22 protein-coding genes and 1 pseudogene are annotated in these 20,899 nt (G+C 67.2%); 13 read left to right on the top strand and 10 right to left on the bottom strand.

Features of this window, described 5'->3' with window-relative positions; genetic code table 11:
* The first annotated feature begins 32 nt into the window (after positions 1-32).
* Positions 33-470 (top strand): DMT family transporter, encoded by a 438-nt coding sequence (locus tag BACI71_RS12835; RefSeq protein WP_159759206.1) that lies wholly within the window; start codon positions 33-35, stop codon positions 468-470.
* Between the two features lie 51 nt (positions 471-521).
* Here the strand turns inward: BACI71_RS12835 and BACI71_RS12830 are convergent, their stop codons facing one another.
* From BACI71_RS12830 to serS, 5 genes are all read right to left on the bottom strand, one after another.
* The gene (locus BACI71_RS12830) at positions 522-833 is read right to left on the bottom strand and encodes a PilZ domain-containing protein (protein ID WP_159759204.1); all 312 of its coding nucleotides are present in this window, start codon (positions 831-833) and stop codon (positions 522-524) included.
* A 65-nt stretch (positions 834-898) separates the two neighbouring features.
* Positions 899-2,125, bottom strand: coding sequence for a tyrosine--tRNA ligase (gene tyrS, locus BACI71_RS12825; RefSeq protein ID WP_159759202.1), 1,227 nt, complete (start codon positions 2,123-2,125; stop codon positions 899-901).
* A gap of 24 nt (positions 2,126-2,149) precedes the next feature.
* Positions 2,150-3,247, bottom strand: a complete 1,098-nt coding sequence (locus BACI71_RS12820; protein WP_159759200.1) for a M23 family metallopeptidase — start codon at positions 3,245-3,247, stop codon at positions 2,150-2,152.
* Positions 3,248-3,253: 6 nt separating this feature from the next.
* Positions 3,254-4,024: a 5'/3'-nucleotidase SurE gene (surE, locus tag BACI71_RS12815; protein WP_159759198.1), complete on the bottom strand. Its 771-nt coding sequence runs from the start codon at positions 4,022-4,024 to the stop codon at positions 3,254-3,256.
* Complete coding sequence (gene serS / locus BACI71_RS12810) at positions 4,024-5,301, bottom strand: serine--tRNA ligase (protein ID WP_159759196.1); 1,278 nt, start codon at positions 5,299-5,301, stop codon at positions 4,024-4,026. Before serS ends, surE begins: the two co-directional genes overlap by 1 nt.
* 95 nt (positions 5,302-5,396) lie before the next feature.
* Here serS and BACI71_RS12805 point away from each other — a divergent pair, with 95 nt between their 5' ends.
* From BACI71_RS12805 to BACI71_RS12795, 3 genes are all read left to right on the top strand, one after another.
* Positions 5,397-5,906, top strand: a complete 510-nt coding sequence (locus BACI71_RS12805; RefSeq protein WP_159759194.1) for a host attachment family protein — start codon at positions 5,397-5,399, stop codon at positions 5,904-5,906.
* A 178-nt stretch (positions 5,907-6,084) separates the two neighbouring features.
* Positions 6,085-6,552, top strand: a complete 468-nt coding sequence (gene dksA, locus BACI71_RS12800) for an RNA polymerase-binding protein DksA (protein WP_159759192.1) — start codon at positions 6,085-6,087, stop codon at positions 6,550-6,552.
* Between the two features lie 86 nt (positions 6,553-6,638).
* Positions 6,639-6,950 (top strand): PilZ domain-containing protein, encoded by a 312-nt coding sequence (locus tag BACI71_RS12795; RefSeq protein WP_159759190.1) that lies wholly within the window; start codon positions 6,639-6,641, stop codon positions 6,948-6,950.
* Positions 6,951-7,136: 186 nt separating this feature from the next.
* Here the strand turns inward: BACI71_RS12795 and BACI71_RS12790 are convergent, their stop codons facing one another.
* The 3 genes from BACI71_RS12790 to purM are packed head-to-tail and all read right to left on the bottom strand — an operon-like array spanning position 7,137 to position 9,063.
* Positions 7,137-7,409 carry an MmcQ/YjbR family DNA-binding protein gene (locus tag BACI71_RS12790; RefSeq protein WP_159759188.1) on the bottom strand — a complete coding sequence of 91 codons (273 nt, stop codon included), beginning with the start codon at positions 7,407-7,409 and terminating at the stop codon, positions 7,137-7,139.
* A complete protein-coding gene (gene purN, locus BACI71_RS12785; RefSeq protein WP_159759186.1) occupies positions 7,406-7,975 on the bottom strand; it encodes a phosphoribosylglycinamide formyltransferase in 570 nt (189 codons plus the stop codon). Before purN ends, BACI71_RS12790 begins: the two co-directional genes overlap by 4 nt.
* Positions 7,972-9,063, bottom strand: coding sequence for a phosphoribosylformylglycinamidine cyclo-ligase (gene purM / locus BACI71_RS12780; protein WP_159759184.1), 1,092 nt, complete (start codon positions 9,061-9,063; stop codon positions 7,972-7,974). The genes purN and purM overlap by 4 nt, the downstream gene beginning before the upstream one ends.
* A gap of 61 nt (positions 9,064-9,124) precedes the next feature.
* Between purM and BACI71_RS12775 the strand changes: the two genes are divergently transcribed.
* The 8 genes from BACI71_RS12775 to mprF all read left to right on the top strand — a co-directional run bounded on the left by BACI71_RS12775 (position 9,125) and on the right by mprF (position 18,941).
* Positions 9,125-10,354, top strand: a complete 1,230-nt coding sequence (locus tag BACI71_RS12775; RefSeq protein WP_159759182.1) for a heavy-metal-associated domain-containing protein — start codon at positions 9,125-9,127, stop codon at positions 10,352-10,354.
* Positions 10,351-10,971, top strand: coding sequence for an HdaA/DnaA family protein (locus BACI71_RS12770; RefSeq protein WP_159759180.1), 621 nt, complete (start codon positions 10,351-10,353; stop codon positions 10,969-10,971). The genes BACI71_RS12775 and BACI71_RS12770 overlap by 4 nt, the downstream gene beginning before the upstream one ends.
* Positions 10,968-13,154: an RNA degradosome polyphosphate kinase gene (locus BACI71_RS12765; RefSeq protein WP_159759178.1), complete on the top strand. Its 2,187-nt coding sequence runs from the start codon at positions 10,968-10,970 to the stop codon at positions 13,152-13,154. The genes BACI71_RS12770 and BACI71_RS12765 overlap by 4 nt, the downstream gene beginning before the upstream one ends.
* Positions 13,151-14,647 (top strand): Ppx/GppA family phosphatase, encoded by a 1,497-nt coding sequence (locus BACI71_RS12760; protein ID WP_159759176.1) that lies wholly within the window; start codon positions 13,151-13,153, stop codon positions 14,645-14,647. The genes BACI71_RS12765 and BACI71_RS12760 overlap by 4 nt, the downstream gene beginning before the upstream one ends.
* Before the next feature lie 82 nt (positions 14,648-14,729).
* A complete protein-coding gene (locus BACI71_RS12755; protein ID WP_159759174.1) occupies positions 14,730-15,113 on the top strand; it encodes a hypothetical protein in 384 nt (127 codons plus the stop codon).
* A gap of 2 nt (positions 15,114-15,115) precedes the next feature.
* Positions 15,116-15,844, top strand: a complete 729-nt coding sequence (locus BACI71_RS12750; RefSeq protein ID WP_159759172.1) for an AcvB/VirJ family lysyl-phosphatidylglycerol hydrolase — start codon at positions 15,116-15,118, stop codon at positions 15,842-15,844.
* Between the two features lie 90 nt (positions 15,845-15,934).
* Positions 15,935-16,378 carry a DUF2147 domain-containing protein gene (locus BACI71_RS12745; RefSeq protein WP_159759170.1) on the top strand — a complete coding sequence of 148 codons (444 nt, stop codon included), beginning with the start codon at positions 15,935-15,937 and terminating at the stop codon, positions 16,376-16,378.
* Entirely contained in the window at positions 16,371-18,941 is a 2,571-nt protein-coding gene (gene mprF / locus BACI71_RS12740) for a bifunctional lysylphosphatidylglycerol flippase/synthetase MprF (protein WP_159759168.1), read from the top strand. Before BACI71_RS12745 ends, mprF begins: the two co-directional genes overlap by 8 nt.
* Positions 18,942-18,972: 31 nt before the next feature.
* Here the strand turns inward: mprF and BACI71_RS12735 are convergent, their stop codons facing one another.
* Positions 18,973-19,314 (bottom strand): SWIB/MDM2 domain-containing protein, encoded by a 342-nt coding sequence (locus BACI71_RS12735; RefSeq protein WP_159759166.1) that lies wholly within the window; start codon positions 19,312-19,314, stop codon positions 18,973-18,975.
* A 188-nt stretch (positions 19,315-19,502) separates the two neighbouring features.
* Positions 19,503-20,201, bottom strand: a complete 699-nt coding sequence (locus tag BACI71_RS12730) for an endonuclease/exonuclease/phosphatase family protein (RefSeq protein WP_159761188.1) — start codon at positions 20,199-20,201, stop codon at positions 19,503-19,505.
* A 170-nt stretch (positions 20,202-20,371) separates the two neighbouring features.
* Between BACI71_RS12730 and BACI71_RS12725 the strand changes: the two are divergent.
* Positions 20,372-20,770, top strand: a pseudogene (locus BACI71_RS12725) (acyltransferase); the annotation flags it as partial.
* Positions 20,771-20,899: the final 129 nt, after the last annotated feature.

Genomic DNA, 20,899 nt, shown 5'->3' with positions numbered 1-20,899 from the left:
GCTCGCAATGACGGGAGAGAGGAGAAGAGGCTTTGGCCGGTCTGATACCGATTATCATCGTCGTGCTCGCGGGGCTCGGGCTTGCGATCCAGCCGCCGACCAATGCTGCGCTGGCGCGGGTATCCGGCTCGGTGTGGCTGGCGGCGCTGGTGTCGTTCACCGTCGGTACCGCGGCCTTGCTGATCGTCTGGGCGTTCGACCGGACGCCGCTGTCGGCGCTGAAGGGCGCGCCGTGGTGGGCGTGGCTCGGCGGCTTCTACGGCGCGGCGTTCGTCGCGGCGCTCGCCTTCGCCGCGCCGCGACTGGGGATTGCGGCGGCGCTGAGCATCGCGGTCGCCAGTCAGCTCGCCGCCGCGCTGACGCTCGACCATTTCGGGCTGTTGCAATTGCCGCAGCAGCCGGTGACAGTGACCAAGCTCGCGGGGATCGCGCTGGTGCTGATCGGGGTGGTGGTGTTTCGGCGGGGGTAATCGAGGTAAGGAAAATGCGGAGCCCGGATCAAGTCCGGGGCGCCCCAATTCTTATCGCATCGCCGCCAGGACGAACTGGTACAGGGCCGGCGGCACTTCCTGCGTCAGCTTGAAGCCGATCCGCCCGCCCAGCGCCCAGCGCACCTCGGCGGCGAAGTTGCCCGCGACCGGGAGGGTGACGTTGACGACATCGCCGGCCGCAAACGCCTCTTCGCTGCGCGCCATGAAGCCGTTGGGCGAGACGTTCACGATCGTCACCAGCCGCGGCTCGCCACCGGCGACGGTCAGTCGCGTGCGATGCAGCGTCTCGTCGCGCGGCTCGACCCGATCCTCATACGCTATCGTCGCCGATCGTACGGCCATGTCGTTCTCCTACGCTAACCCGGCCTTATCGCGCGACCGGAGTTAACGTGGGGTGAGCAAAGACGTTAAGCGGGGTTCACCATCCCATGATGCTTCTTGCCGGCGGAGATGCGCACGGGGGCACCCGCGACGGTCACGAATGCGGCTTCGTCGGCCACCTTCTCGCCGTCGATCCGCGCGCCGCCGCCCTTGATGAGCCGGCGTGCCTCACCCTTCGATACGGCGAAGCCGAGCGTCACCAGCACGTCGACGAGCGGAGTCGCGCCCGGTGCGATCATCGACGGCAGCCCAGCGCCGCTCGCGCCTTCCTCGAAGGTCTTGCGCGCGGTTTCGGCCGCTTCCTCGGCGGCGGCGCGGCCGCGGCACATGGCGGTCGCCTCGTTGGCGAGCACCTTCTTGGCCTCGTTGATCTCGGCGCCGTCCAGCGCCTCCAGCCGCGCGATCTCGTCCAGCGGCAGATCGGTGAACAACCGCAGGAAACGCCCGACATCGCGGTCGTCGGTGTTGCGCCAGAATTGCCAGTAATCGAAATGCGGCAACTGGTCTTCGTGGAGCCACACCGCGCCCGCGACGGTCTTGCCCATCTTCTCGCCCGAGGCGGTGGTGAGCAGCGGGGTGGTGACGCCGAATACCTCGGTGCCGTCCATCCGCCGCGCCAGTTCGACACCGTTTACGATGTTCCCCCACTGGTCGCTGCCGCCCATCTGAAGCCGTACGCCTTCGCGCCGCGCCAGCTCGCGAAAGTCGTAGCCTTGCAGGATCATGTAGTTGAATTCGAGGAACGACAGCGATTGCTCGCGGTCGAGCCGCAGCTTGACGGAGTCAAAGCTGAGCATCCGGTTGACGCTGAAATGCTGGCCGACCTCGCGCAGGAACGGGATGTACTCCAGCTTGTCGAGCCATTCGGCATTGTCGAGCATCACCGCGTCGTTGGGGCCATCGCCGAAGGTCAGGAAGCGGTCAAAGATGCGCTTGATGCCCGCGACGTTGGCGGCGATCACCTCGTCGCTGTTCAGCTTGCGCGCCTCGTCCTTGAAGCTCGGGTCGCCGATCTTGCCGGTGCCGCCGCCCATCAGCACGACCGGCTTGTGCCCGGCCTGTTGCAGCCGGCGCAGCAGCATGATCTGGACAAGGCTGCCGACATGCAGCGACGGCGCAGTCGGGTCGAAACCGATATAGCCCGGCACGACCTGCTTCATGGCCAGCGCGTCCAGCGCGGCGGCGTCGGTCATCTGGTGGATGTAGCCACGCGCGGTCAGCGTGCGGAGCAGGTCGGACTGATATTCGGTCATAGCGCGGGTGTCGTTACACGCGCGTCAGCGGCGCGGCAATTGCGTCACCGGATCGACCGGCGAACGGCCGCGGCGCAGCTCGAAATGCAGCTCCGGCTGGTCGGCGAAGCCGGTCGCGCCGCTGAGCGCGATCACCTGTCCGCGCGTGACCGCCTGGCCGCGCCGCACCAGCAACTTGCCGGCATGGCCGTAGATCGAGGTCCAATTGTCGCCATGCTTGACGATGACGAGCCCGCCCAATGCGGCGATCCCGTCACCGGCATAGGCGACCGTCCCGGCGGCGGCGGCCTTCACCTCGGTGCCCGACGGCACAGCGATTTCGATCCCGTCGAACCGCTCGCCGCTGCGCCCGGTGCCGAAGCGGCGGACGATCTGCCCGGTCAGCGGCCAGATGAAGCGGCCCGGCGCAGCGCTGGGCGGTGCGATGGGGACGGTGGGGGCGGGTACCTTGGTTGCGCCCTTCACGGGGCGGACCGGCGCGCGTCCGCTCGCCACCGCGGGCTCGCCGCCGGTGAGGATCGTGTCGACGTCGAGCGTAAAGGCGGCGGCCCGTTCGGCCGCGGAGGCGGATTGCGACGGGATGAGGATGCGCTGTCCGGTGACCAGCACGAACGGCTCACGCAGATCATTGGCGGCGATCACCTGGCTCCACGGCACACCGTACGCTCGCGCGATCCCGATTCCGGTCTGGCCCGGATCGACGCGGTGGTAGCGACCGCCGGGAATGATCAGCCGCTGTCCGGCGCGGAGCGCATAGGGCGGTGAGAGCCTGTTGCGGCGCGCGATCGCGGCGATCGACGCCCCGGTCCGCTCGGCGATCGCGCTCAGCGTGTCGCCCGGTCGGACGACAACGTCCTGCGTGCGGACCAGCCGCGCGTCGGCGGTGACCGGCGCAGCTTCCCACGCGGGACGCGGGGCGGCGAGTTGCTCCACCGGTGCTTGCCGCCTCGGGCGCGCCGCGGCCGAGGGTTCGGGGGGCTCTGCCGCAGGTTCGGGTTCGGACGGCAGGTCGGCAGCAGGTTCGGGCGCGGCGGGGGGCGGGGCGAAGCGCGGATCGGCGGCGGGGATGCACCCCGCCAGCACCAGCAGCAGCGCCGCCGACCTCGCCGCTCGCCGCGTCAAACCGCGTTACACCCCGGTGAAGGCGTCGCCGAGCGCCGCGAGCGAATCGTGCAGCGTCAGGTCGAGCTGAAGCGGCGTCACCGTGATCCACCCCTGCGTGATCGTCGTCAGATCGCTGCCGTCGTCGGCGGCCGGCGTGACGCGACCCATCGACAGCCAGTGGTAATCGAACCCGCGCGGATCGGTGCGGCGGTCGAAGCGCACGCGCCCGTAATCGCGCAAGCCCTGCGGCACGACGCGCACGCCCTTCACCGCGCCCGCTTCAGGCTCGGGGAAGTTGATGTTGATCACGGAGCGCGGTGCCCAGTCATGGTCGAGCAACGGGCGCAGCACGCGTGCGCCCCATTCCTCGGCAGCTGCGAACGACACGTCCTCGCCCGGCTCGCGGCGGCCGTAGCGCTGGCTGAGCGCGACCGAGCGCACGCCGGCCAGCGCACCCTCCATCGCCGCCGAGACGGTGCCCGAATACATCACGTCCTCGGCGATATTGCCGCCGCGGTTGACCCCCGACAGGACGAGGTCGGGCGGCGTGTCGCGCAGCACCTCGGCAAGCGCATACATCACCGCATCGGTGGGCGTGCCGCCGACCGCGAAACGCTTTTCCCCGAACTGCTTGACGCGCAGCGGTCGGGTCAGCGTCAGCGAGCGGCCGGTACCCGATTGCTCGGAAGCTGGCGCGCAGACCCAGACGTCGTCGGAAAGCTGCGCGGCGATCTTCTCCAGCACCGCCAGCCCCGGCGCGTGATAGCCATCGTCGTTCGAGAGCAGGATCCGCATCAGCGTGGGGCCAGCACTTCGAGCCCGCCCAGATACGGCCGCAGCACCTCTGGCACGGTCACGGTCCCGTCCTCGCGCTGGTAATTCTCCAGCACCGCCACCAGCGTCCGCCCGACCGCCAGCCCCGAGCCGTTGAGCGTGTGGACGAAGCGCGTCGTCTTCTCACCTTCCGGGCGATAGCGCGCGTTCATGCGCCGCGCCTGGAAATCGGTGCACGTCGAGCAGCTCGAAATCTCGCGATAGCGCTGCTGGCCGGGCAACCAAACCTCCAGATCATAGGTGCGCGCCGCGGTGAACCCCATGTCGCCGGTGCACAATTTCATCCGGCGATAGGCGAGCCCCAGCGCGTCGAGCACGCCCTCGGCACAGGCGGTCATCCGCTCATGCTCGTCCTCGCTCGCCTCGTGCGCGACGATCGACACCATCTCGACCTTGTCGAACTGATGCTGGCGGATATAGCCGCGCGTGTCGCGCCCCGCCGCGCCCGCCTCGGACCGGAAGCACGGCGTCAGTGCCGCGAAGCGCAGCGGCAGGACGTCGTGGCTCAGGATCTTCTCGCGGACGATATTGGTCAGCGACACCTCGGCGGTCGGGATCAGCCAGCGTCCGTCGGTGGTGCGGAACAGGTCCTCGGCGAATTTCGGCAATTGCCCGGTCCCGAACACCGCCTCGTCGCGCACCAGCAGCGGCGGGGCGACTTCCTCATAGCCGTGCTCGCGCGTCAGGCGGTCCAGCATGAACTGCCCCAGCGCGCGTTGCAGCCGCGCCGCATCGCCGCGCACCAGCGTGAAACGGGCGCCCGCGATCGCCGCGCCGGTTTCGAAATCGAGCCCCAGCGCCGGGCCGATCGCGTCATGCTCGCGAGGGGTGAACGCGAAGGCGGGCCGCTGCCCGCGTTCGTGGACCAACTGATTGTCGTCCTCGTCCGCACCCTCCGGCACGTCGGCGGCGGGAACGTTGGGGAGCGCGGCAAGCGCGGCGTCGAGCGCGCTGCCCGTCTCCGCCTCTTCAGCCTCCAGCTGCGGCAGCCGCTCCTTGAGCGTCGCCACCTCCGCCATCAGCGCGGCGGCGGTCTCCTCGTCCTTCTTCGCCTTGGCCGCGCCGATCGCCTTCGACGCCTCGTTGCGGCGCGCCTGCGCGGTCTGCGCCTCGGTCGCGGCCTCGCGGCGGCGGCGGTCGAGCGACGCGAGCGTCCCGGCGCTGGCGGGCAGGCCACGCTTGGCCATGGCGGCATCGAAAGCGGCGGGATCGTCGCGGATCAGGCGGATGTCGTGCATGGCCGCGCTATGACCCCGCGCCCGCCGCTAGGCAACCCGCGCCGGGCGCGCGGCGTTCTCCCCCCGACACGCAACGAGCAGAAGGAGAAACGTCCATGCAGGTCCCCCACAATTCGGTCGTTCTGGTCGCCGATGGCCGCAAGCTGCTGTTCCTGCGCAACGAGGGTGATGCCGAATATCCCAACCTTCAGGTTGAGCATGCCGAGGAACGCGCCAATCCGGCCACGCGCGATCAGGCGACCGACGCGGCCGGCGGTGCCTCGTCGACGCAGAGCGGGGCAGGCGCGCCCAATGCGGCGCAGGGCGGCTCGGGCCATGCGCAGGGCGGCGGTGCGCAATTCGCCCCTTCGCGCGGCAGCTTCGAGCAGACCGACTTCCACCAGCTCGAGGAGGATCGTTTCGCCGCCGACGCCGCCGATCTGCTGAAGCGCCGCGCGCTGTCGAACGACTTCGAGTCGCTGATCGTGATCGCTCCGCCGCGCACCCTGGGCGAACTGCGCAAGCACTACCACAAGGAGGTCAGCGCGCGACTGACCGGCGAGCTGGACAAGGACCTGACCGGCCATCCGATCCCGGACATCGAGAAGGCGTTGCTCTCCGCCTGATCGTCATGCGTCGGCGGGCGCCTGCCGTTCGCCGACGCTAAGTGTTCAGCGTTGCGACATATCGTATCGATTACGACTATCCTGTTCGCTTGTGGATGACCAGTCAGGCGATTATAGGCGCGCCCAAAGGGGCGTGCAGAGATGCTGACGACATCCTTCACGTGGGCGGGAGAAGGTCATGGCGACGGTGATGAGTCAGGTCGAAGACGCGTTTGACGAGCCGGAGGCGCTCTCCAGCCCGATGCCGGATGGTTATCGCCCAAGCGCGGACGAGCCGTTCATGAACCCACGCCAACAGGCGTACTTCCGTCACAAGCTGCTGGCCTGGAAAGAGGCGATCCGCCGGGAGGCGCAGGGAACGCTCTCGCATTTGCAGGTCGACTCGTTGCGCGAAGCCGACCTCAACGATCGCGCGTCGAGCGAGGCGGACTGGTCGCTGGAACTGCGCACCCGCGACCGCCAGCGCAAGCTCATCTCCAAGATCGATGCGGCGCTGCGCCGCATTGAGGAAGGCGAATACGGCTATTGCGAGGTGACGGGCGAGCCGATCAGCCTTGGCCGGCTGGAGGCGCGACCGATTGCGACGATGACAGTCGAGGCACAGGAGCGACACGAGCGTGCCGAGAAGGTTTCGCGGGACGATTGACGCGGATCTTAACACTTTATCAATCATTTTGACGCAACCGTCCGGTACAACGAGCGGGCGGGTACATGGGGCAGTCGAGATACAGCTTGGTTGACGACCAGAAGCCTGCGGGCCAGCCTGACGATCGTGGGCGTGGCGACATCCATCTTTCGGCACGGATGCGCGTCCATGCCGACGATGCGGGCTTCCTCGTGCGCATCCGGAACGTTTCTGCCGGCGGATTGATGGCCGAACTGCCGCATCCGCTTCCGCCGGACAGCGCGGTCGAGATCAAGCTTAGCGGGCTCGGCTGGGTCGCCGGACGCGTGGTCTGGCAGACCGAGGGCCGGACCGGTGTCGCCTTCGATCATCCGATCGACGTTGCGGTCGTTCAGGACGCCAGCGGTACCGCGCAATAGGTTCACGCTGCCGTAGAAGCTGCCATCGCTTCGGACCTGATCGGGAATCAGTTTTGGATCGGCGACACTTAAGGGCGATGCGGGAGCAGTCCAGAACGCGGCCGCCCGCGAGCGTAGCGAAGCGAGCGGGACCGCCCTGATCCGGCACTTGATTGCGTTGCTATGCTCGTAATAACCCAGCCACGATCAGCGGCCGCCAGCCTCTAGCAAACGTCGCGGTGCGGTCATTTCCCAGCTCCGCGCGACGCGATCCTCGACCAACGCCCAATCCACATCGTCGTTCAGCATGATCGATGCTTCGCCCGCCGCCTCGCGCACCCGCACTACCGTCGGGACTGCGGCCGACACGGTTGCGAATGGCTTTCCATCGACGAAGAACCCGACGTCTCCGTCGACTTCGCGCTCCTCCGTTTCCGGCAGCAGTAACGCGACGGCGCGGACCTGATCCACAGCATTCATCGGCGAACGAACTCCTTCAGCACGGCCGGATATAGCCGATGTTCCTCGACCAGCACCCGCGTCGCAAGGCTTTCGGGCGTATCGTCCGCGCGGATCGGCACCTCGGCGCGGCCCAGCACCTCGCCGCCATCCAGTTCCTCGGTCACGACATGGACCGAACAGCCGCCCGCCGCATCGCCCGCGGCGATCGCGCGCGCATGGGTATCGAGCCCCTTGTACCTGGGTAACAGGGACGGATGAATGTTGATGATCCGCCCGCGCCACCGCGAGACGAACGCATCCGACAGCAGCCGCATGTAACCCGCCAGCGCGATCCATTCCGCTCCCGCCGCGCGCAGCGCCTCGTCAAGCGCATCCTCGTACGCCGCCTTGCCGATCCCCTTGGGGGACAGCGCAAAGGTTGCGAGACCCTGCGCCCGCGCCCACGCCAGCCCGGCCGCGTCGGGCCGGTCGGACGCCACCAGCACGAGACGGTAGGCCTCGCCCTGCGCGCCGGCGAGCGCCTGCATGTTCGATCCGCGACCGGAGATCAGCGCCGCGACCGGTGCAGGGGTGGGCGCGCTCATTGGTGATGGGTCGCCGTCCAGCCGGCGCGTGCGCTCCATGTCTCGGTGCGACCCGAAACGGTGCATCCGCGTGCGCCGGCCTCGACCCGCCCGATCGTATGGACCGTCTCGCCCGCTGCGCGCAGCGCCGCCGCGACCTCCCCGGCCTGATCGGCCGCGACGACCACCGCCATGCCGATCCCGCAATTGAAGGTGCGTGCCAACTCCTCGGGCTCGATTGCACCCTGCGCCTGCAGGAACGCCATCAATCGCGGCTGTTCCCAGGCGTCCGCGTCGATCTGCGCATGCGCATCGCGCGGCAGAACACGCGGAATATTCTCCAGCAGCCCGCCACCGGTGATATGCGCCAGCCCCTTGATCTTGTGCGCACGCAGCAGCGGCAACAGGCTGGCGACATAGATGCGCGTCGGCGCCATCAGGATGTCGATCAGCAACCGGTCGGAGTCGAACAGCGCCGGACGGTCGAGCTTCCACCGCTTGTCGGTCGCCAGACGCCGGACGAGCGAGAAGCCATTGGAATGAACGCCTGACGAAGCGAGCCCGAGGATCACGTCGCCCGCCGCGATCGTCGCGCCGGTCAGGACGTCGCCGCGTTCGACCGCACCGACGCAGAACCCGGCAAGGTCGTAATCACCCGCCGCATACATGCCCGGCATCTCGGCGGTCTCTCCACCGATCAGCGCGCAGCCCGCGATCCGGCAGCCCTCCGCGATCGAGGCGACCACGCTTTCCGCAATCGCATTGTCGAGTTGCCCGGTGGCGTAATAATCGAGGAAGAACAACGGCTCGGCGCCCTGCACGACCAGATCGTTCGCGCACATCGCGACCAGATCGATCCCGACGCCAGCATGGCGATCCCACTCGATCGCCAGCTTCAGCTTGGTGCCGACCCCGTCGTTGGCGGCAACCAGCAGCGGATCGGTGAACCCTGCTGCCTTCAGATCGAAGAAGCCGCCGAACCCGCCGAGGTCGGCGTCGGCGCCAGGGCGGCGGGTGGCGCGGGCCAACGGCGCGATCGCGCGGACCAGCGCATTGCCGGCCGCGATCGAGACGCCGGCGCTCTCGTAGGTATAGGCTTCGTTGCTCATGTCCGCCGACTAGCCACATCGCGCTTGGATTTCCACGCCTGCTTCGCCAAAAGACGTTCCGATGCGCCATCGCCTTCCGATCGCCCTTGTTCTGACGGCCCTCGCCGCCGCGCTCGGCACGCGTGGCGTGCTCGCACAGATCGAGGGAGGCGACCGCGGTGTCGCTGCAGTCGACAGTTCCAACGACTTCGAGGTGGCAGGCGTCCGGGTGGATGTGTCCGGACCCGATGCCGAGGCCGCGCGGCTGGCCGGCTGGCGCGAGGCGCAGCGCAAGGCCTATGTGCTGCTCTCGCAGCGGATGGGGGCAGGGGGCGGGTCGCTTCCCGACGGGACGCTCGATTCGATTGTGTCGAGCATCGTCGTCGAGAATGAGCAGATCGGGCCCAGTCGCTACGTCGCGCGGCTGGGCGTGCTGTTCGATCGCGCGCGCACCGCCGGGCTGCTGGGCGTTTCCGGCGCGGTGGCGCGCTCGTCGCCCTTCCTCGTCGTTCCGGTGCAATGGTCGACCGGCGTCGGCACCGTCTTCGAGCAGCGCACCGTCTGGCAGGAGGCATGGGCGCGATTCCGCACCGGCAGCAGCGCGATCGATTATGTCCGTCCGACCGGCACCGGCCCCGACTCGCTGTTGCTCAACGTTGGCCAAACCGAGCGGCCCGATCGCGGCTGGTGGCGGGCGCTGATCGATCAATATGGTGCCAGCGACGTGCTGATGCCGAGTGTTCGACTGTATCGACAGTGGCCCGGCGGACCGGTCGTGGGCGTCTTCGAGGCGCGCTACGGCCCCGATCATCGCATGTTGCAGCGTTTCACGCTCCGGGTCGGCACCAGCGCCGGTGTTCCGGCGCTGCTGGATGCGGGCGTCCGGCGGCTCGACGACGTCTATCAGCGCGCGCTGCGCGAAGGCTATCTCGGCCTCGATCCGGGGCTTAACCCGATTATGCCGGTATCGGAGAAGCCGCTTGAGGAAGTGGCCGACCTGCTCGCCACCGACCCGGCGCTCACGCCCGTCGCACTCACTCTGACGGTTCAATATGATAGCCCGGACGTCGGCGCGGTAACGGGTGCGGAGACCGCGTTGCGTGGCGTGCCGGGCGTGACCAGCGCTGCCACGACCAGCCTCGCGCTGGGCGGCGTGTCATCGATGAACGTCAGTTATGCGGGCACCGCAGAGGCGATACGGGCAGCGTTGGAGGCGCGCGGCTGGCAAGTCATCGGAAACGGCGCAACCTTTCGCATCCGCCGCGCGGCGCCGATGCCAAGTCCCAGCCCGCGGACGGGAGCGGCGACATGAACCAGATCGCGCTGCCGCTGGGTTGGCCGGCGGAGGAACAGGGCGAGTTTCTGGTGGTCGACTCCAATGCACGCGCGGTGCGGATGCTCGAACATTGGGCGACGTGGCCGGTGCGTACGGCGGTGCTCGCCGGCCCGCCGAAGTCGGGACGCTCGCTCCTCGGCCGCATTTTTGCCGCGCGTTCCGGAGGGGCGGTGATCGATGACGCCGATGCCGTCCCCGAAGCGGCGCTGTTCCACGCCTGGAATCGCGCGCAGGAGGAGCGGCGGCCGTTGTTGTTGATCGCGGCGGCGTCGGTGCCGGAATGGCAAATTGCGCTGCCCGATCTCCGCTCGCGGCTCGCCGTCAGCCCGACCGCCGTGATCGCCGCGCCGGAGGAATCGCTGATGGCGGCACTGTTCGAGCGCGGTTTTGCGCGCCGCCATCTGGAGGCACGCGCCGACCTGATCGCGTGGCTGGTCGCGCGAACCGAACGGAGTCACACCGCCGTCATGGACACAATCGATAGGCTCGATCGTGCCGCGCTGGCGGGGCGCCGACGGCTGACGATCCCGTTGGCGCGCGAGACCCTCGACCTGGACAATGCGGCAAAAAACCGGAGCGACTTTCCATCATGACACGGCCCGTGAGTATCGCGCGTAAGGATGCCGGAGCGGCGCTCGAACTGGACGACCCCTTCGTCGAACGCGACGGCAACCGCTACTTCAACCGCGAACAATCGTGGCTGGCCTTCAACCGCCGTGTGCTGGAAGAGGCATGCAATCCGGCGCATCCGCTGCTGGAGCGGCTTCGCTTCCTCGCCATTTCCGGGGGCAACCTCGACGAATTCTTCATGGTGCGGGTCGCCGGGCTGAAGGGGCAGCAGCTGCAGGACGTGGAGGCACGCTCCGCCGACGGCCTGACCCCGGGGCAGCAGCTGGCGGCCATCGTCGAACAAGCCGATGCGTTGATGGCCAGTCAGCAGGCGGTATGGCGCGACATCCGGCGGGAGATGAGCGAAGCCGGGATTTCAGTTCTTGGCAGCCGGTCGCTCGACGCGCTGGATGATGACCAGCGCGCTTGGCTGAATACTTATTTCCAGGAGCAGCTGTTCCCGGTCATCACCCCGCAGGCGCTCGATCCCGCGCATCCGTTCCCCTTCATGCCGAACAAGGGCATGGCGGTGATGTTCGATCTGGTTCGCCGCTCAGACGCCGAGCCGATCCGTGAACTTGTCATGCTGCCCGCGGCCATGCCGCGCTTCGTCCGTCTGCCGGGCAACGAGCGCGCTTCGTACGTCGCGACAGAGTCGATCCTCAAGCGGTTCTCGCATCTGCTTTTTCCGGGATACGACGTGTTAGGCGCGGCGGAATTTCGCGTGCTGCGCGACAGCGATATCGAGATCGAGGAAGAGGCGGAGGATCTCGTCCGCTATTTCGCCAATGCCATCAAGCGACGGCGGCGCGGGCGTGTCATCCGGCTAGAGCTGGAGACGGGCATGCCCGACGGACTCGCGCAGGTATTGCGCGAGGAACTGGGCGGAGCTGACACCATCGTCACGGAAACGGGGTCGTTCCTCGGCGTCGGCGACCTCTCGCTGCTTGCCGACGAAGATCGGCCCGACTTGAAGTTCGTGCCATTCACGCCACGTTTTCCTGAGCGAATCCGGGAGTTTGGCGGCGATTGCTTCGCGGCGATCCGAAGTAAGGACATCGTCGTCCACCATCCTTATGAGTCGTTCGATGTCGTACTCGCGTTCCTGAAGCAGGCCGCGAACGATCCGGACGTGGTTGCGATCAAGCAGACGCTTTATCGCGCGGGCAAGCAGTCGGCCGTCATCAGTGCGCTGATCGCCGCTGCGGAAGCGGGCAAGTCGGTGACGGCGGTCGTCGAGCTGAAGGCGCGCTTCGACGAGGAGCAGAATCTGCAATGGGCGAGCGCGCTGGAACGCGCTGGCGTGCAGGTCGTCTACGGCTTCATCGAATGGAAGACCCATGCCAAGGTAGCGATGGTCGTGCGGCGCGAGAATGGGAAATTCCGCACCTACTGCCATTTCGGCACGGGAAATTATCATCCGATTACCGCGAAAATCTACACGGATCTCAGCTTCTTCACCGCCGATCCTCGCATCGGGCGCGATGCTGCGCGGATGTTCAACTACATCACCGGCTATGTCGAGCCGGCCGGCATGGAGTTGGTCGTGCTCAGCCCGCGGTCGCTGCGCGAGCGGCTGCTGTCGCGGATCGATGCCGAGATCGAACATGTGCGCGCGGGTCGTGCCGGCGCGATCTGGGCGAAGATGAATTCGCTTGTCGACCCGATCATCATCGAGAAACTCTACGAGGCGAGCTGTGCAGGGGTCGTGATCGACCTGATCGTGCGCGGGATTTGCTGCCTCCGCCCGAAGGTGCCGGGGATGTCGGAGAACATTCGCGTCATGTCGGTGGTCGGGCGTTTCCTCGAGCACAGCCGGATTACCGCCTTCGGGAATGGCGCGCCGCTCCCCAATGACGGAGCGGTGGTCTATATTTCCTCGGCCGACTGGATGCCGCGCAACTTCGACCGGCGGGTGGAGTATCTGCTGCCGCTCGAAAACGAAACGGTGCACGATCAGGTGCTCGACCAGGTGATGGTCGCCAATCTGATCGACAACGAACAGAGCTGGGAACTGGAGCCGGACGGCAGCTATGTCCGCGACACGCCGGGCGAGCGGCCGTTCAACCTCCACCGCTATTTCATGGTCAACCCGTCGTTGTCAGGACGTGGGGCGGCGCTGGATGGCGATGAGGTGCCGGTGCTGTCGCTGAGGCGCAAGCGTTGAGGTGGCCGAGGCTCGCCGTCGAGCCGCCCGAGGCGGAGCGAAGTCCGGAGCCGCGTACCGCGATCATCGACATTGGTTCGAACTCAATCCGGCTGGTCGTGTACCAGGGGCCGCCGCGCCTTCCGGCCATCCTGTTCAACGAGAAGGTGCTGGCGGGGCTGGGGCGGAGCCTCAACCAAAGCGGCTCGATCGACGAGCAGGCGATGGCGCTGGCGCATACCGCGCTGCGCCGCTTCGCCGCTCTGGCGCGCGAAATGAACGTCGTCACCCTGCGTACCGTGGCGACCGCGGCGGTGCGCGACGCCGCGAACGGCACCGATCTGATCGCGGTTGCCGAGGCCGCCGGGCTCTCGGTCGAGATCCTGCCCGGCGAGAAGGAAGCCGAGGCGGCGGGGTACGGCGTATTGTCGGGGATTCCCGACGCCGACGGGATCGTCGGGGACCTAGGTGGTGGCAGTCTGGAGTTGGTGCGGGTGCGGCGCGGCGAACTGCTCCAGCGCGCCTCCTTTCCGCTCGGCGTGCTGCGGATCGCAGCGCTGCGGGAAAGTGGACGGCTCGACCGTCATGTCCGCCAATTGCTGATCGAAAGCGATTGGCTGGGGGCGGGCAGGGGATTGCCGTTCTACCTCGTTGGCGGATCGTGGCGCGCTCTGGCCCGGCTCGACATGGAGGCGACGCGCTACCCGCTGCCGGTGATCCACCAATATGTGATGAGCGCGGAGACGGTCACAAGGCTCCGCCGCACGCTTGCGCACGTCGGCAAGGCGCGGCTGAAGGACGTGCCGGGACTGTCGTCTGGTCGTATCCCGACCCTGTCCGACGCCGCGGCCTTGCTCGCAGCGATGCTCAAGCACCTGCGGAGCAGCGGAACGGTCGTCTCGGCTTACGGGCTGCGCGAGGGGCTGCTCTACGAGCGGCTGTCCGCCAAGCAGCGCGCCGACGATCCGTTGATCGTTGCGGCGCGCGACGAGGGACGACGAAACGGGCGCTTCCCCGAGCATGGCGACCTGCTCGACCGATGGATCGCGCCACTCTTCGGTGACGATCCGCCGGCCGATGCGCGATTGCGGATCGCCGCCTGCCACCTTGCCGACGTCGGCTGGCGGGCGAATCCCGACTTTCGTGCCGAGCGCGGGGTGGAGATCGCGTTGCACGGCAACTGGGTAGCCATCGACGCGCGCGGCCGCGCGATGGTGGCACAGGCGCTGTGGACAGCATTGGGCGGTGCGACCAGCAGTCCTGCGCCGCTTCCCACCTTGGCCACCGAAACCAGCTTGCGACGCGCGACGCAATGGGGCCTGGCAATCCGGCTGGGCCAGCGGCTGAGCGGCGGGCTCGCCGCGCCACTCACCCGCGCGACGGTGAGCGCACAAGGTGGGATCCTGCGGCTCGACCCGGGCGATCCGGCGCTGTACGGCGAGACCGTGCAGAAGCGCCATCGCGCGCTCGCCACAATGATGGGGTTGCAGCCGCAGGTCGCATTGCTGGCATAACTTGCTGGTATGGAGTGGAAGATGACGGAACGGTCATCATCCGGACAGGGCATCGCGATGACGCGCCGGGCAGAAGCGCGGCATGGGCGATCAATCTCCTCTCGACCGGGCGCAGGCCGACGCCGGTGAGCGGCGACGCTCGCAATCGGCGCTCGACGAGCGCGTCTGCCGGCTGATCTGCCCGATGGCAGCCGCGATGGTCGGCGTGTGCCTGACCGGCATCGGCCTGCTGCATGTCGGCATTGTCTGGGGCAAGCGCGCCAGCTTCGCCGACGATCTGCTTGCAGTCGATTCGCTGATCTTCCTGATCGCGATGCTGGCTTCGTATCTGGCGGTGCGCACGCCCGATGCGCGGCGTCGCGCGTGGCTGCACCGGCTGGAGCAGGTCGCTGATGCCAGCTTCATCCTCGCAATGTTGCTACTGACCGCCGCCTGTTTCGTCATCACCTATGCCGTGAGTGCCTGACCATGCCGAACCCGCGCCGCAACTGGTTCGCGATCGTGGCAGGAGCCGTCGCCGGTATGGCGCTGCTCCTGATCGGGACCATCGGCGCACTTGGCTATTTCGGCGGGCCGGTCCTGCGGGCCTATCCCGCCGCGGTGCCGACGCGCCGTCCCGAGCGCGGTACGCAGGTGCTCTTCCTGTCGGGCGACATGGGGCTGAATGCCGGGATGGGACCGCGGCTGATCGCGGCGCTGACCGCTGGCGGACTGCCCGTGCTGGGGTTCAACTCGCTGACGGCCTTCGGCACGCGCCGCACTCCGGCAGAAGCAGCAGCGACCGTCGCCACAGCGGTTGCGCGTGCCGAACGGATGCCGGGAGTGTCACGGGTGGTCTTGATCGGCCAGTCCTTCGGTGCGGACATGCTACAATATGCGAGCGCCCGGTTGCCGCGCAGCTTGCGACCGGAGGTGGCTCAGGTGATCCTGCTCGTTCCCGGTAACAGCCTGCTGTTCAAGGCAAGCCCCGGCGGTATCTGGGACGGTGCACCCGATGCGCCGGCGGTGCCCAGCGCGCGCCGCATCGACTGGACGCCGCTGACCTGCATCCAGGGCGCGGAAGAACACGCCAGCCTGTGCCCGTCGATACGCGGCATCAACATTCGGCGCATCGTCCTGCCTGGCGGTCATTTCATGAACTACGACGTGCCGCTGATCGCGCGGACGCTGCGCGCCACCATTGCCCGCGGTCGCTGATCCGTCATCTTCATTACAGATAATTCAGCCGTCGTCGACGTGCCGGCAATCAACCGCGGCCTAGAATCGTCGGATCACAGGGGATCACATATGTTCGCTTTTCGCCTTGCCGCGGCGCTTGCCGTCCTGACGACGGTCGCGGTCGACCCCGCCGTGGCGCAACCGCAGAGCGCCGTCCCGCCGGCGACGATCTACGGCACCTGGATGAACCCGTACAAGAGCGTGGCAGTGCGCACCGGGCCGTGCGGCGAGCGGCTGTGCGGCTGGATCGTCTGGGCCAATCAGGAGGCGCAGGATGACGCACGTGAGGGGGGCACGCCCAAGCTGATCGGCACGGCATTGCTGGAGAATTACCGCGCCGAGAAGCCGGGCAGCTGGTCGGGCACAGTCTTCGTCCCGGATATGAACCGACGCTTCTATTCGATCATCCAGCAGGTCGGCCCCGACCAGATGAAGGTCAAGGGCTGCATCCTGGGCGGGCTGCTCTGCAAGTCGCAATTGTGGCACCGGATCGCGGACGTTCCCCATGCATGATGCCCGGGCGTGGCTGACGCGGCATCGCACCGCACTGTCGCTCGTCATGGTGCTGGTACTGATCGGGCTCGGTTTTGCGGCGATGCAGCAGCTGACCGCCGAATTGCACTACGCGCATATTCGCGCGGCGCTCCATGCACTGACCGCGTGGCAGATCGCTGCATCGCTGTTCTTCACTGCACTCAGCTATCTGACGCTGACCGGCTATGATGTGCTTGCACTGCGGACCATTGGCCGGCCGCTGCCGTGGCGGGTGGCGGCGCTCGCCTCGTTTACCAGCTACACGCTCAGCCACAATCTCGGGCTCTCACTGTTGACCGGCGGGTCGGCGCGGTATCGCATCTACACCGCCGCCGGGCTCGATGGCCCCGATGTCGCGCGCGTGATCGGTATCGCGAGTGCGACCTTCTGGAGCGGGGTCGTCACCGTCGCGTCGGTCGCGCTGCTGGCGCGCAGCGGGCCGATCGAACTGGCGGGGATCGCAATTCCGCCGGCGGTGTCGCACGGCATCGCCGCGACCATCCTGGTCCTGATCGCCGCCGTCATCATGCTATGTGGCAATGCGCGCGGCCCGCTGCGGGTGTGGCGACTCAGCGTGCCCCTTCCCACCGTGCCGCAGGCGCTGGGGCAGATCGGGCTGGCGGTGCTCGACACCAGCACGGCGGCGGCGGCGCTCTTCGTGCTCGTTCACGGAGCAGCGCCAGCCCTGCTGCCGGCGTTCATCCTTGCGTACGCGCTGGGCATCGTGGCCGCGGTGCTCGCCCATGTCCCCGGCGGGATCGGCGTGTTCGAGGCGGTCGTGCTCGCGGTGCTGCCCGGCGATCGCTCGGTCGCGTTCGCAGCGCTGATTGCCTATCGAGTCATCTATTACCTGCTGCCGCTGGCGGTCGCGGTTGCGATTCTGGCGTGGCGCGAGGGGCTGCGGCGTCGCCACCTGCTCAACCATCCCTTGTCGTCGCGGCTGCTGCGCGACGGTCGCGCGGTCGCCAACGGCATCGCGCCGGTCGCCCTCGCGGCCGCGACCTTCATGGGCGGGGCGATGCTGCTGCTGTCGGGATCGTTGCCATCATTGCACGCACGGATGGGCGCGCTGGCGTCGATCGTGCCGTTGCCGTTCATCGAGGCGAGCCACATCGCGGGCAGTCTGGTCGGTACCGGGCTGCTGCTGCTGGCGCCGGGTCTCTACCGCCGGCTGGACGGCGCGTTCGTCGCGACGCGCGCCTTGCTGCTCGCGGGCGCGGCGTTCTCGCTCGCCAAGGGCATCGATTATGAAGAGGCGCTCGCGTGTCTCACGCTCGCGGCGATGCTGCAATGGACCCGTGGCGCCTTCTACCGGCGAACCGCGCTGACCCAGATTCGTCTGTCCGCGGGATGGCTGTCGGCGGTGCTGGTCGTGCTCGCGGCGGCGGTCTGGATCGGGCTGTTCGCCTATCGCCGCGTTCCGTACGAGGATGATCTCTGGTGGCATTTCGCGCTGAAGGGGGATGCGCCGCGCTTTCTGCGCGCGACGCTGGCGGCGACGGTCGCACTTTTCGCAGCGTTGGTGTGGCGGTGGATGTCGCCACCGGATGCGCCCGAACCGCGCGCCTTCGAGCCGGCGGCACGGACCCGTGTGCTCGCGCAGGCCGACCGTACGGACGCGATGCTTGCGATGATCGATGACAAGCGCTTGCTGTTCTCCGAGTCCGGCGCAGCGATGCTGATGTACCAGGTGCGGGGCGCGAGTTGGATCGTGATGGGCGATCCGGTCGGCTTGAGGGATGACTGGCCCGAGCTGCTGTGGCGGATTCGCGACAAGGCCGATCAGGCACAGGGGCGGTTGATGCTGTATCAGGTCACCGGACCCGTGCTGGAGCTGGCGATCGGCATGGGACTTCACGTCATCAAATATGGCGAGGAGGCAGTCATCGACCTGCCCGACTTTACGCTGGAAACGCCCCGACTGCGGTCGGTTCGCAAGGCAGAGCGCGCAGCGGCACGGCGCGGACTGACGTTCCGGATCGTCCCCGCTGCGGCGGTGCCGGTGGTGCTCGACGAGTTGGCGGCTATTTCGAACGAGTGGATGGCAGCCAAGGGGCACGCCGAGAAAAGCTTCAGCCTCGGCCATTTCAGCCGCGACTACATGCAACGCTTCGATGTCGCGCTGGTGATGGAGGGGGAGCGGATCGCAGCCTTTGCCAATTTATGGCTGACCGAGAACCATGCCGAGGCATCGGTCGATCTGATGCGGCATCGCGATGATGCGCCGCACGGCACGATGGACTTTCTGTTCGTCAACATCCTGCAATGGGCGAAGGACCGCGGCTATCAACGCTTTTCGCTGGGTATCGCGCCCTTGTCGGGGATTTCGGGTCGACGGCTTGCGCCGGCCTGGGCGCGCGCGGCGTCACTGGTGTTCAACAATGGCGAGCGCTTCTACGGTTTTCGTGGCCTGCGCAGTTACAAGGAGAAGTTCGGCCCCCGCTGGGAACCGCGCTACATTGCCGGACCCAAGGGAATCGGGATGATCCGCACCCTGCGCGATCTGTCGCGACTGATCGGCCACGCGCCCGCCGCGTCGTGATCGACGGCGGCGAACGCGTGGCCCGCGCAGTTCAGTCCTTCTTCGCAGTCAGATGCGCGCTAAGGAACTTGTTCATCTCGAACATGCTGGCCGACTTCTTGCCGAAGATCTTCTCCAGCTTGTCGTCGGCATTGATCTGACGACGGTCCTTGGCGTCCTGCAGATCATGCTTCTTGATGTACTCCCACACCTTGCTGACGACCTCGCTACGCGGCAGGTCATTCTTGCCGACGATCTCGGCCAGATCGGCCGAGGGGGTCACAGGGGCGGTGATGCCACCGCGCGCCCCGCCGGCGGGCTTGCCAGTCGTCTTGACCTTCTTCTCCGCGGCCTTCGTTTCGTCCTTGCCGCGCTTTTCCGCCGACTTCGCCATGATAAGCTCCCTTCCTGAACTGCTCTTGGATGGCGCAACACCCGGGTGCGGCGCAAGTTCATCCTGACGACGCCTTATCAGTAGTTTTGTCCGCGTACACAAGGAAGCGTGCGACGGAAGGTCGCAGGCGCGGCTCTGGCCAGCGTGCGGGCGTCGGCCCAGGCAGAAGCGTGAGCTGGGCGGGGACCTTATTGCGCCGCCAGTTCCGCCCAGATTGGCAGGTGATCGGAGGCTACGCGGGCGGCCGCCGATTGATGAACGCCGCACGCCTCGATCCGCAGTTCCGGCGAGACCATGATCCGGTCAAGCCGGGCGATCGGCCGGCGGGCATGGAAGCTGGGACCGGTATCAGCAAACCGGAACGACGCGCCAAAGTCGCGCAGGCAACCGGCGGCACGACTCCATTCATTGAGGTCGCCCATCATCACGGTCGGCATCGCCCGCGCGCTCGCCTCGACATGCGCGAGAATTGCTGCGGCCTGCCGCCTTCGCCACAGTCCCGACAGATCGAGGTGCATGCCGATAATCCGCACGGATTCATCGCCAATCGCGACCTCCGCCATCACCGCGCCGCGCGGTTCGAGCGCGGGCAGGTGTAATTGCTCGCAATCGAGGATTTTTGCTGACTTCCGGACGAGGATCGCGTTGCCGTGCCATCCCATGCTGCTTGCCCGCATGCCGAGGCTGACCGGCTGCCAGTCGCTGTGCTCGTCGAGCAGGTGGGGCGTGAGCACCGCGGCGCGCTGCCCGAAGCGGCGGTCGGCTTCCTGGAGCGCGACCAGATCGGCATCGATCTCGCGCAGCACCTGAAGTACCCGCTCCGGGCTGCGGCGGCGATCGGTGCCGATCGCCTTGCGGATGTTGTAGCTCGCGACTTTCAGTTTCATTGCCCCGCCGCAACGAGCGAGCGTCGCGCGGGTTGCAGCAAGCCCGCAAGCGCGGTCGAGAACGGCTGACGGCAAGTCGCCTTTCGCGCCGTATTCAGCTAAGAGTATAGCGATCAACGTGAGTCGAAAAACCGGACTGTCGTTAAGTAATTGTTGTTGGTGGGGAAGCAATGTTCCGGGCAATTATGCGGGCATGGTGGACTGCGATCGTGAATGGAATTGCTGCGAACCTGCCGGACGATCCATACAGCTCACGGATGCGCGCCTATATATACCGCGGTCTATCGCTCTACTTCGGCACGGCGCCGTCGATCAAGGGCGGCTGTCGAATCAACGGCTTCGGTCTTCGGATCGGCAATCGCGTCTTTATCAATCGCAGCTGTTATTTTGACCTAAGCGCCCCGATCTCCCTCGGCGACAATGTGGTCGTCGGTCATCACACGCAGTTCGTGACTGCCGATCATGACGATGGCGGCCCGGAACGGCGGGCTGGTCCGGTCAAGCGTCAGTCGATCGTCGTGGAGGACGGGGCGTGGATCGGCTGTCGTTGCGTCATCCTGCCCGGCGTCACGATCGGTCACGGCAGCATCGTCGCGGCCGGATCGATCGTCCGCAAGGACGTGCCGCCGAACACGAAAGTAGCGGGAGTGCCCGCTGTGCCCAAGGGGCAGCTTGATGTTGGCAGTGACGCTGACACG

Source organism: Sphingomonas sp. 8AM (assembly GCF_902506455.1).
GTDB lineage: Bacteria > Pseudomonadota > Alphaproteobacteria > Sphingomonadales > Sphingomonadaceae > Sphingomonas.
The sequence above is the reverse complement of the archived record's forward strand: the minus strand, read 5'-3'. Positions and strand labels throughout refer to the sequence as shown.

Excerpts from the sequence above, each read along its gene's own strand:
- serS (WP_159759196.1), bottom strand. The coding sequence starts at position 5,301 with ATGCACGACATCCGCCTGATCCGCGACGATCCCGCCGCTTTCGATGCC.
- BACI71_RS12770 (WP_159759180.1), top strand. The coding sequence starts at position 10,351 with ATGAACCAGATCGCGCTGCCGCTGGGTTGGCCGGCGGAGGAACAGGGC.
- tyrS (WP_159759202.1), bottom strand. The coding sequence starts at position 2,125 with ATGACCGAATATCAGTCCGACCTGCTCCGCACGCTGACCGCGCGTGGC.
- BACI71_RS12745 (WP_159759170.1), top strand. The coding sequence starts at position 15,935 with ATGTTCGCTTTTCGCCTTGCCGCGGCGCTTGCCGTCCTGACGACGGTC.
- BACI71_RS12750 (WP_159759172.1), top strand. The coding sequence starts at position 15,116 with ATGCCGAACCCGCGCCGCAACTGGTTCGCGATCGTGGCAGGAGCCGTC.
- purM (WP_159759184.1), bottom strand. The coding sequence starts at position 9,063 with ATGAGCAACGAAGCCTATACCTACGAGAGCGCCGGCGTCTCGATCGCG.
- BACI71_RS12790 (WP_159759188.1), bottom strand. The coding sequence starts at position 7,409 with ATGAATGCTGTGGATCAGGTCCGCGCCGTCGCGTTACTGCTGCCGGAA.
- BACI71_RS12730 (WP_159761188.1), bottom strand. The coding sequence starts at position 20,201 with ATGAAACTGAAAGTCGCGAGCTACAACATCCGCAAGGCGATCGGCACC.
- BACI71_RS12805 (WP_159759194.1), top strand. The coding sequence starts at position 5,397 with ATGCAGGTCCCCCACAATTCGGTCGTTCTGGTCGCCGATGGCCGCAAG.
- BACI71_RS12775 (WP_159759182.1), top strand. The coding sequence starts at position 9,125 with ATGCGCCATCGCCTTCCGATCGCCCTTGTTCTGACGGCCCTCGCCGCC.
- BACI71_RS12735 (WP_159759166.1), bottom strand. The coding sequence starts at position 19,314 with ATGGCGAAGTCGGCGGAAAAGCGCGGCAAGGACGAAACGAAGGCCGCG.
- BACI71_RS12765 (WP_159759178.1), top strand. The coding sequence starts at position 10,968 with ATGACACGGCCCGTGAGTATCGCGCGTAAGGATGCCGGAGCGGCGCTC.
- BACI71_RS12830 (WP_159759204.1), bottom strand. The coding sequence starts at position 833 with ATGGCCGTACGATCGGCGACGATAGCGTATGAGGATCGGGTCGAGCCG.
- dksA (WP_159759192.1), top strand. The coding sequence starts at position 6,085 with ATGGCGACGGTGATGAGTCAGGTCGAAGACGCGTTTGACGAGCCGGAG.
- mprF (WP_159759168.1), top strand. The coding sequence starts at position 16,371 with ATGCATGATGCCCGGGCGTGGCTGACGCGGCATCGCACCGCACTGTCG.
- surE (WP_159759198.1), bottom strand. The coding sequence starts at position 4,024 with ATGCGGATCCTGCTCTCGAACGACGATGGCTATCACGCGCCGGGGCTG.
- BACI71_RS12755 (WP_159759174.1), top strand. The coding sequence starts at position 14,730 with ATGGGCGATCAATCTCCTCTCGACCGGGCGCAGGCCGACGCCGGTGAG.
- purN (WP_159759186.1), bottom strand. The coding sequence starts at position 7,975 with ATGAGCGCGCCCACCCCTGCACCGGTCGCGGCGCTGATCTCCGGTCGC.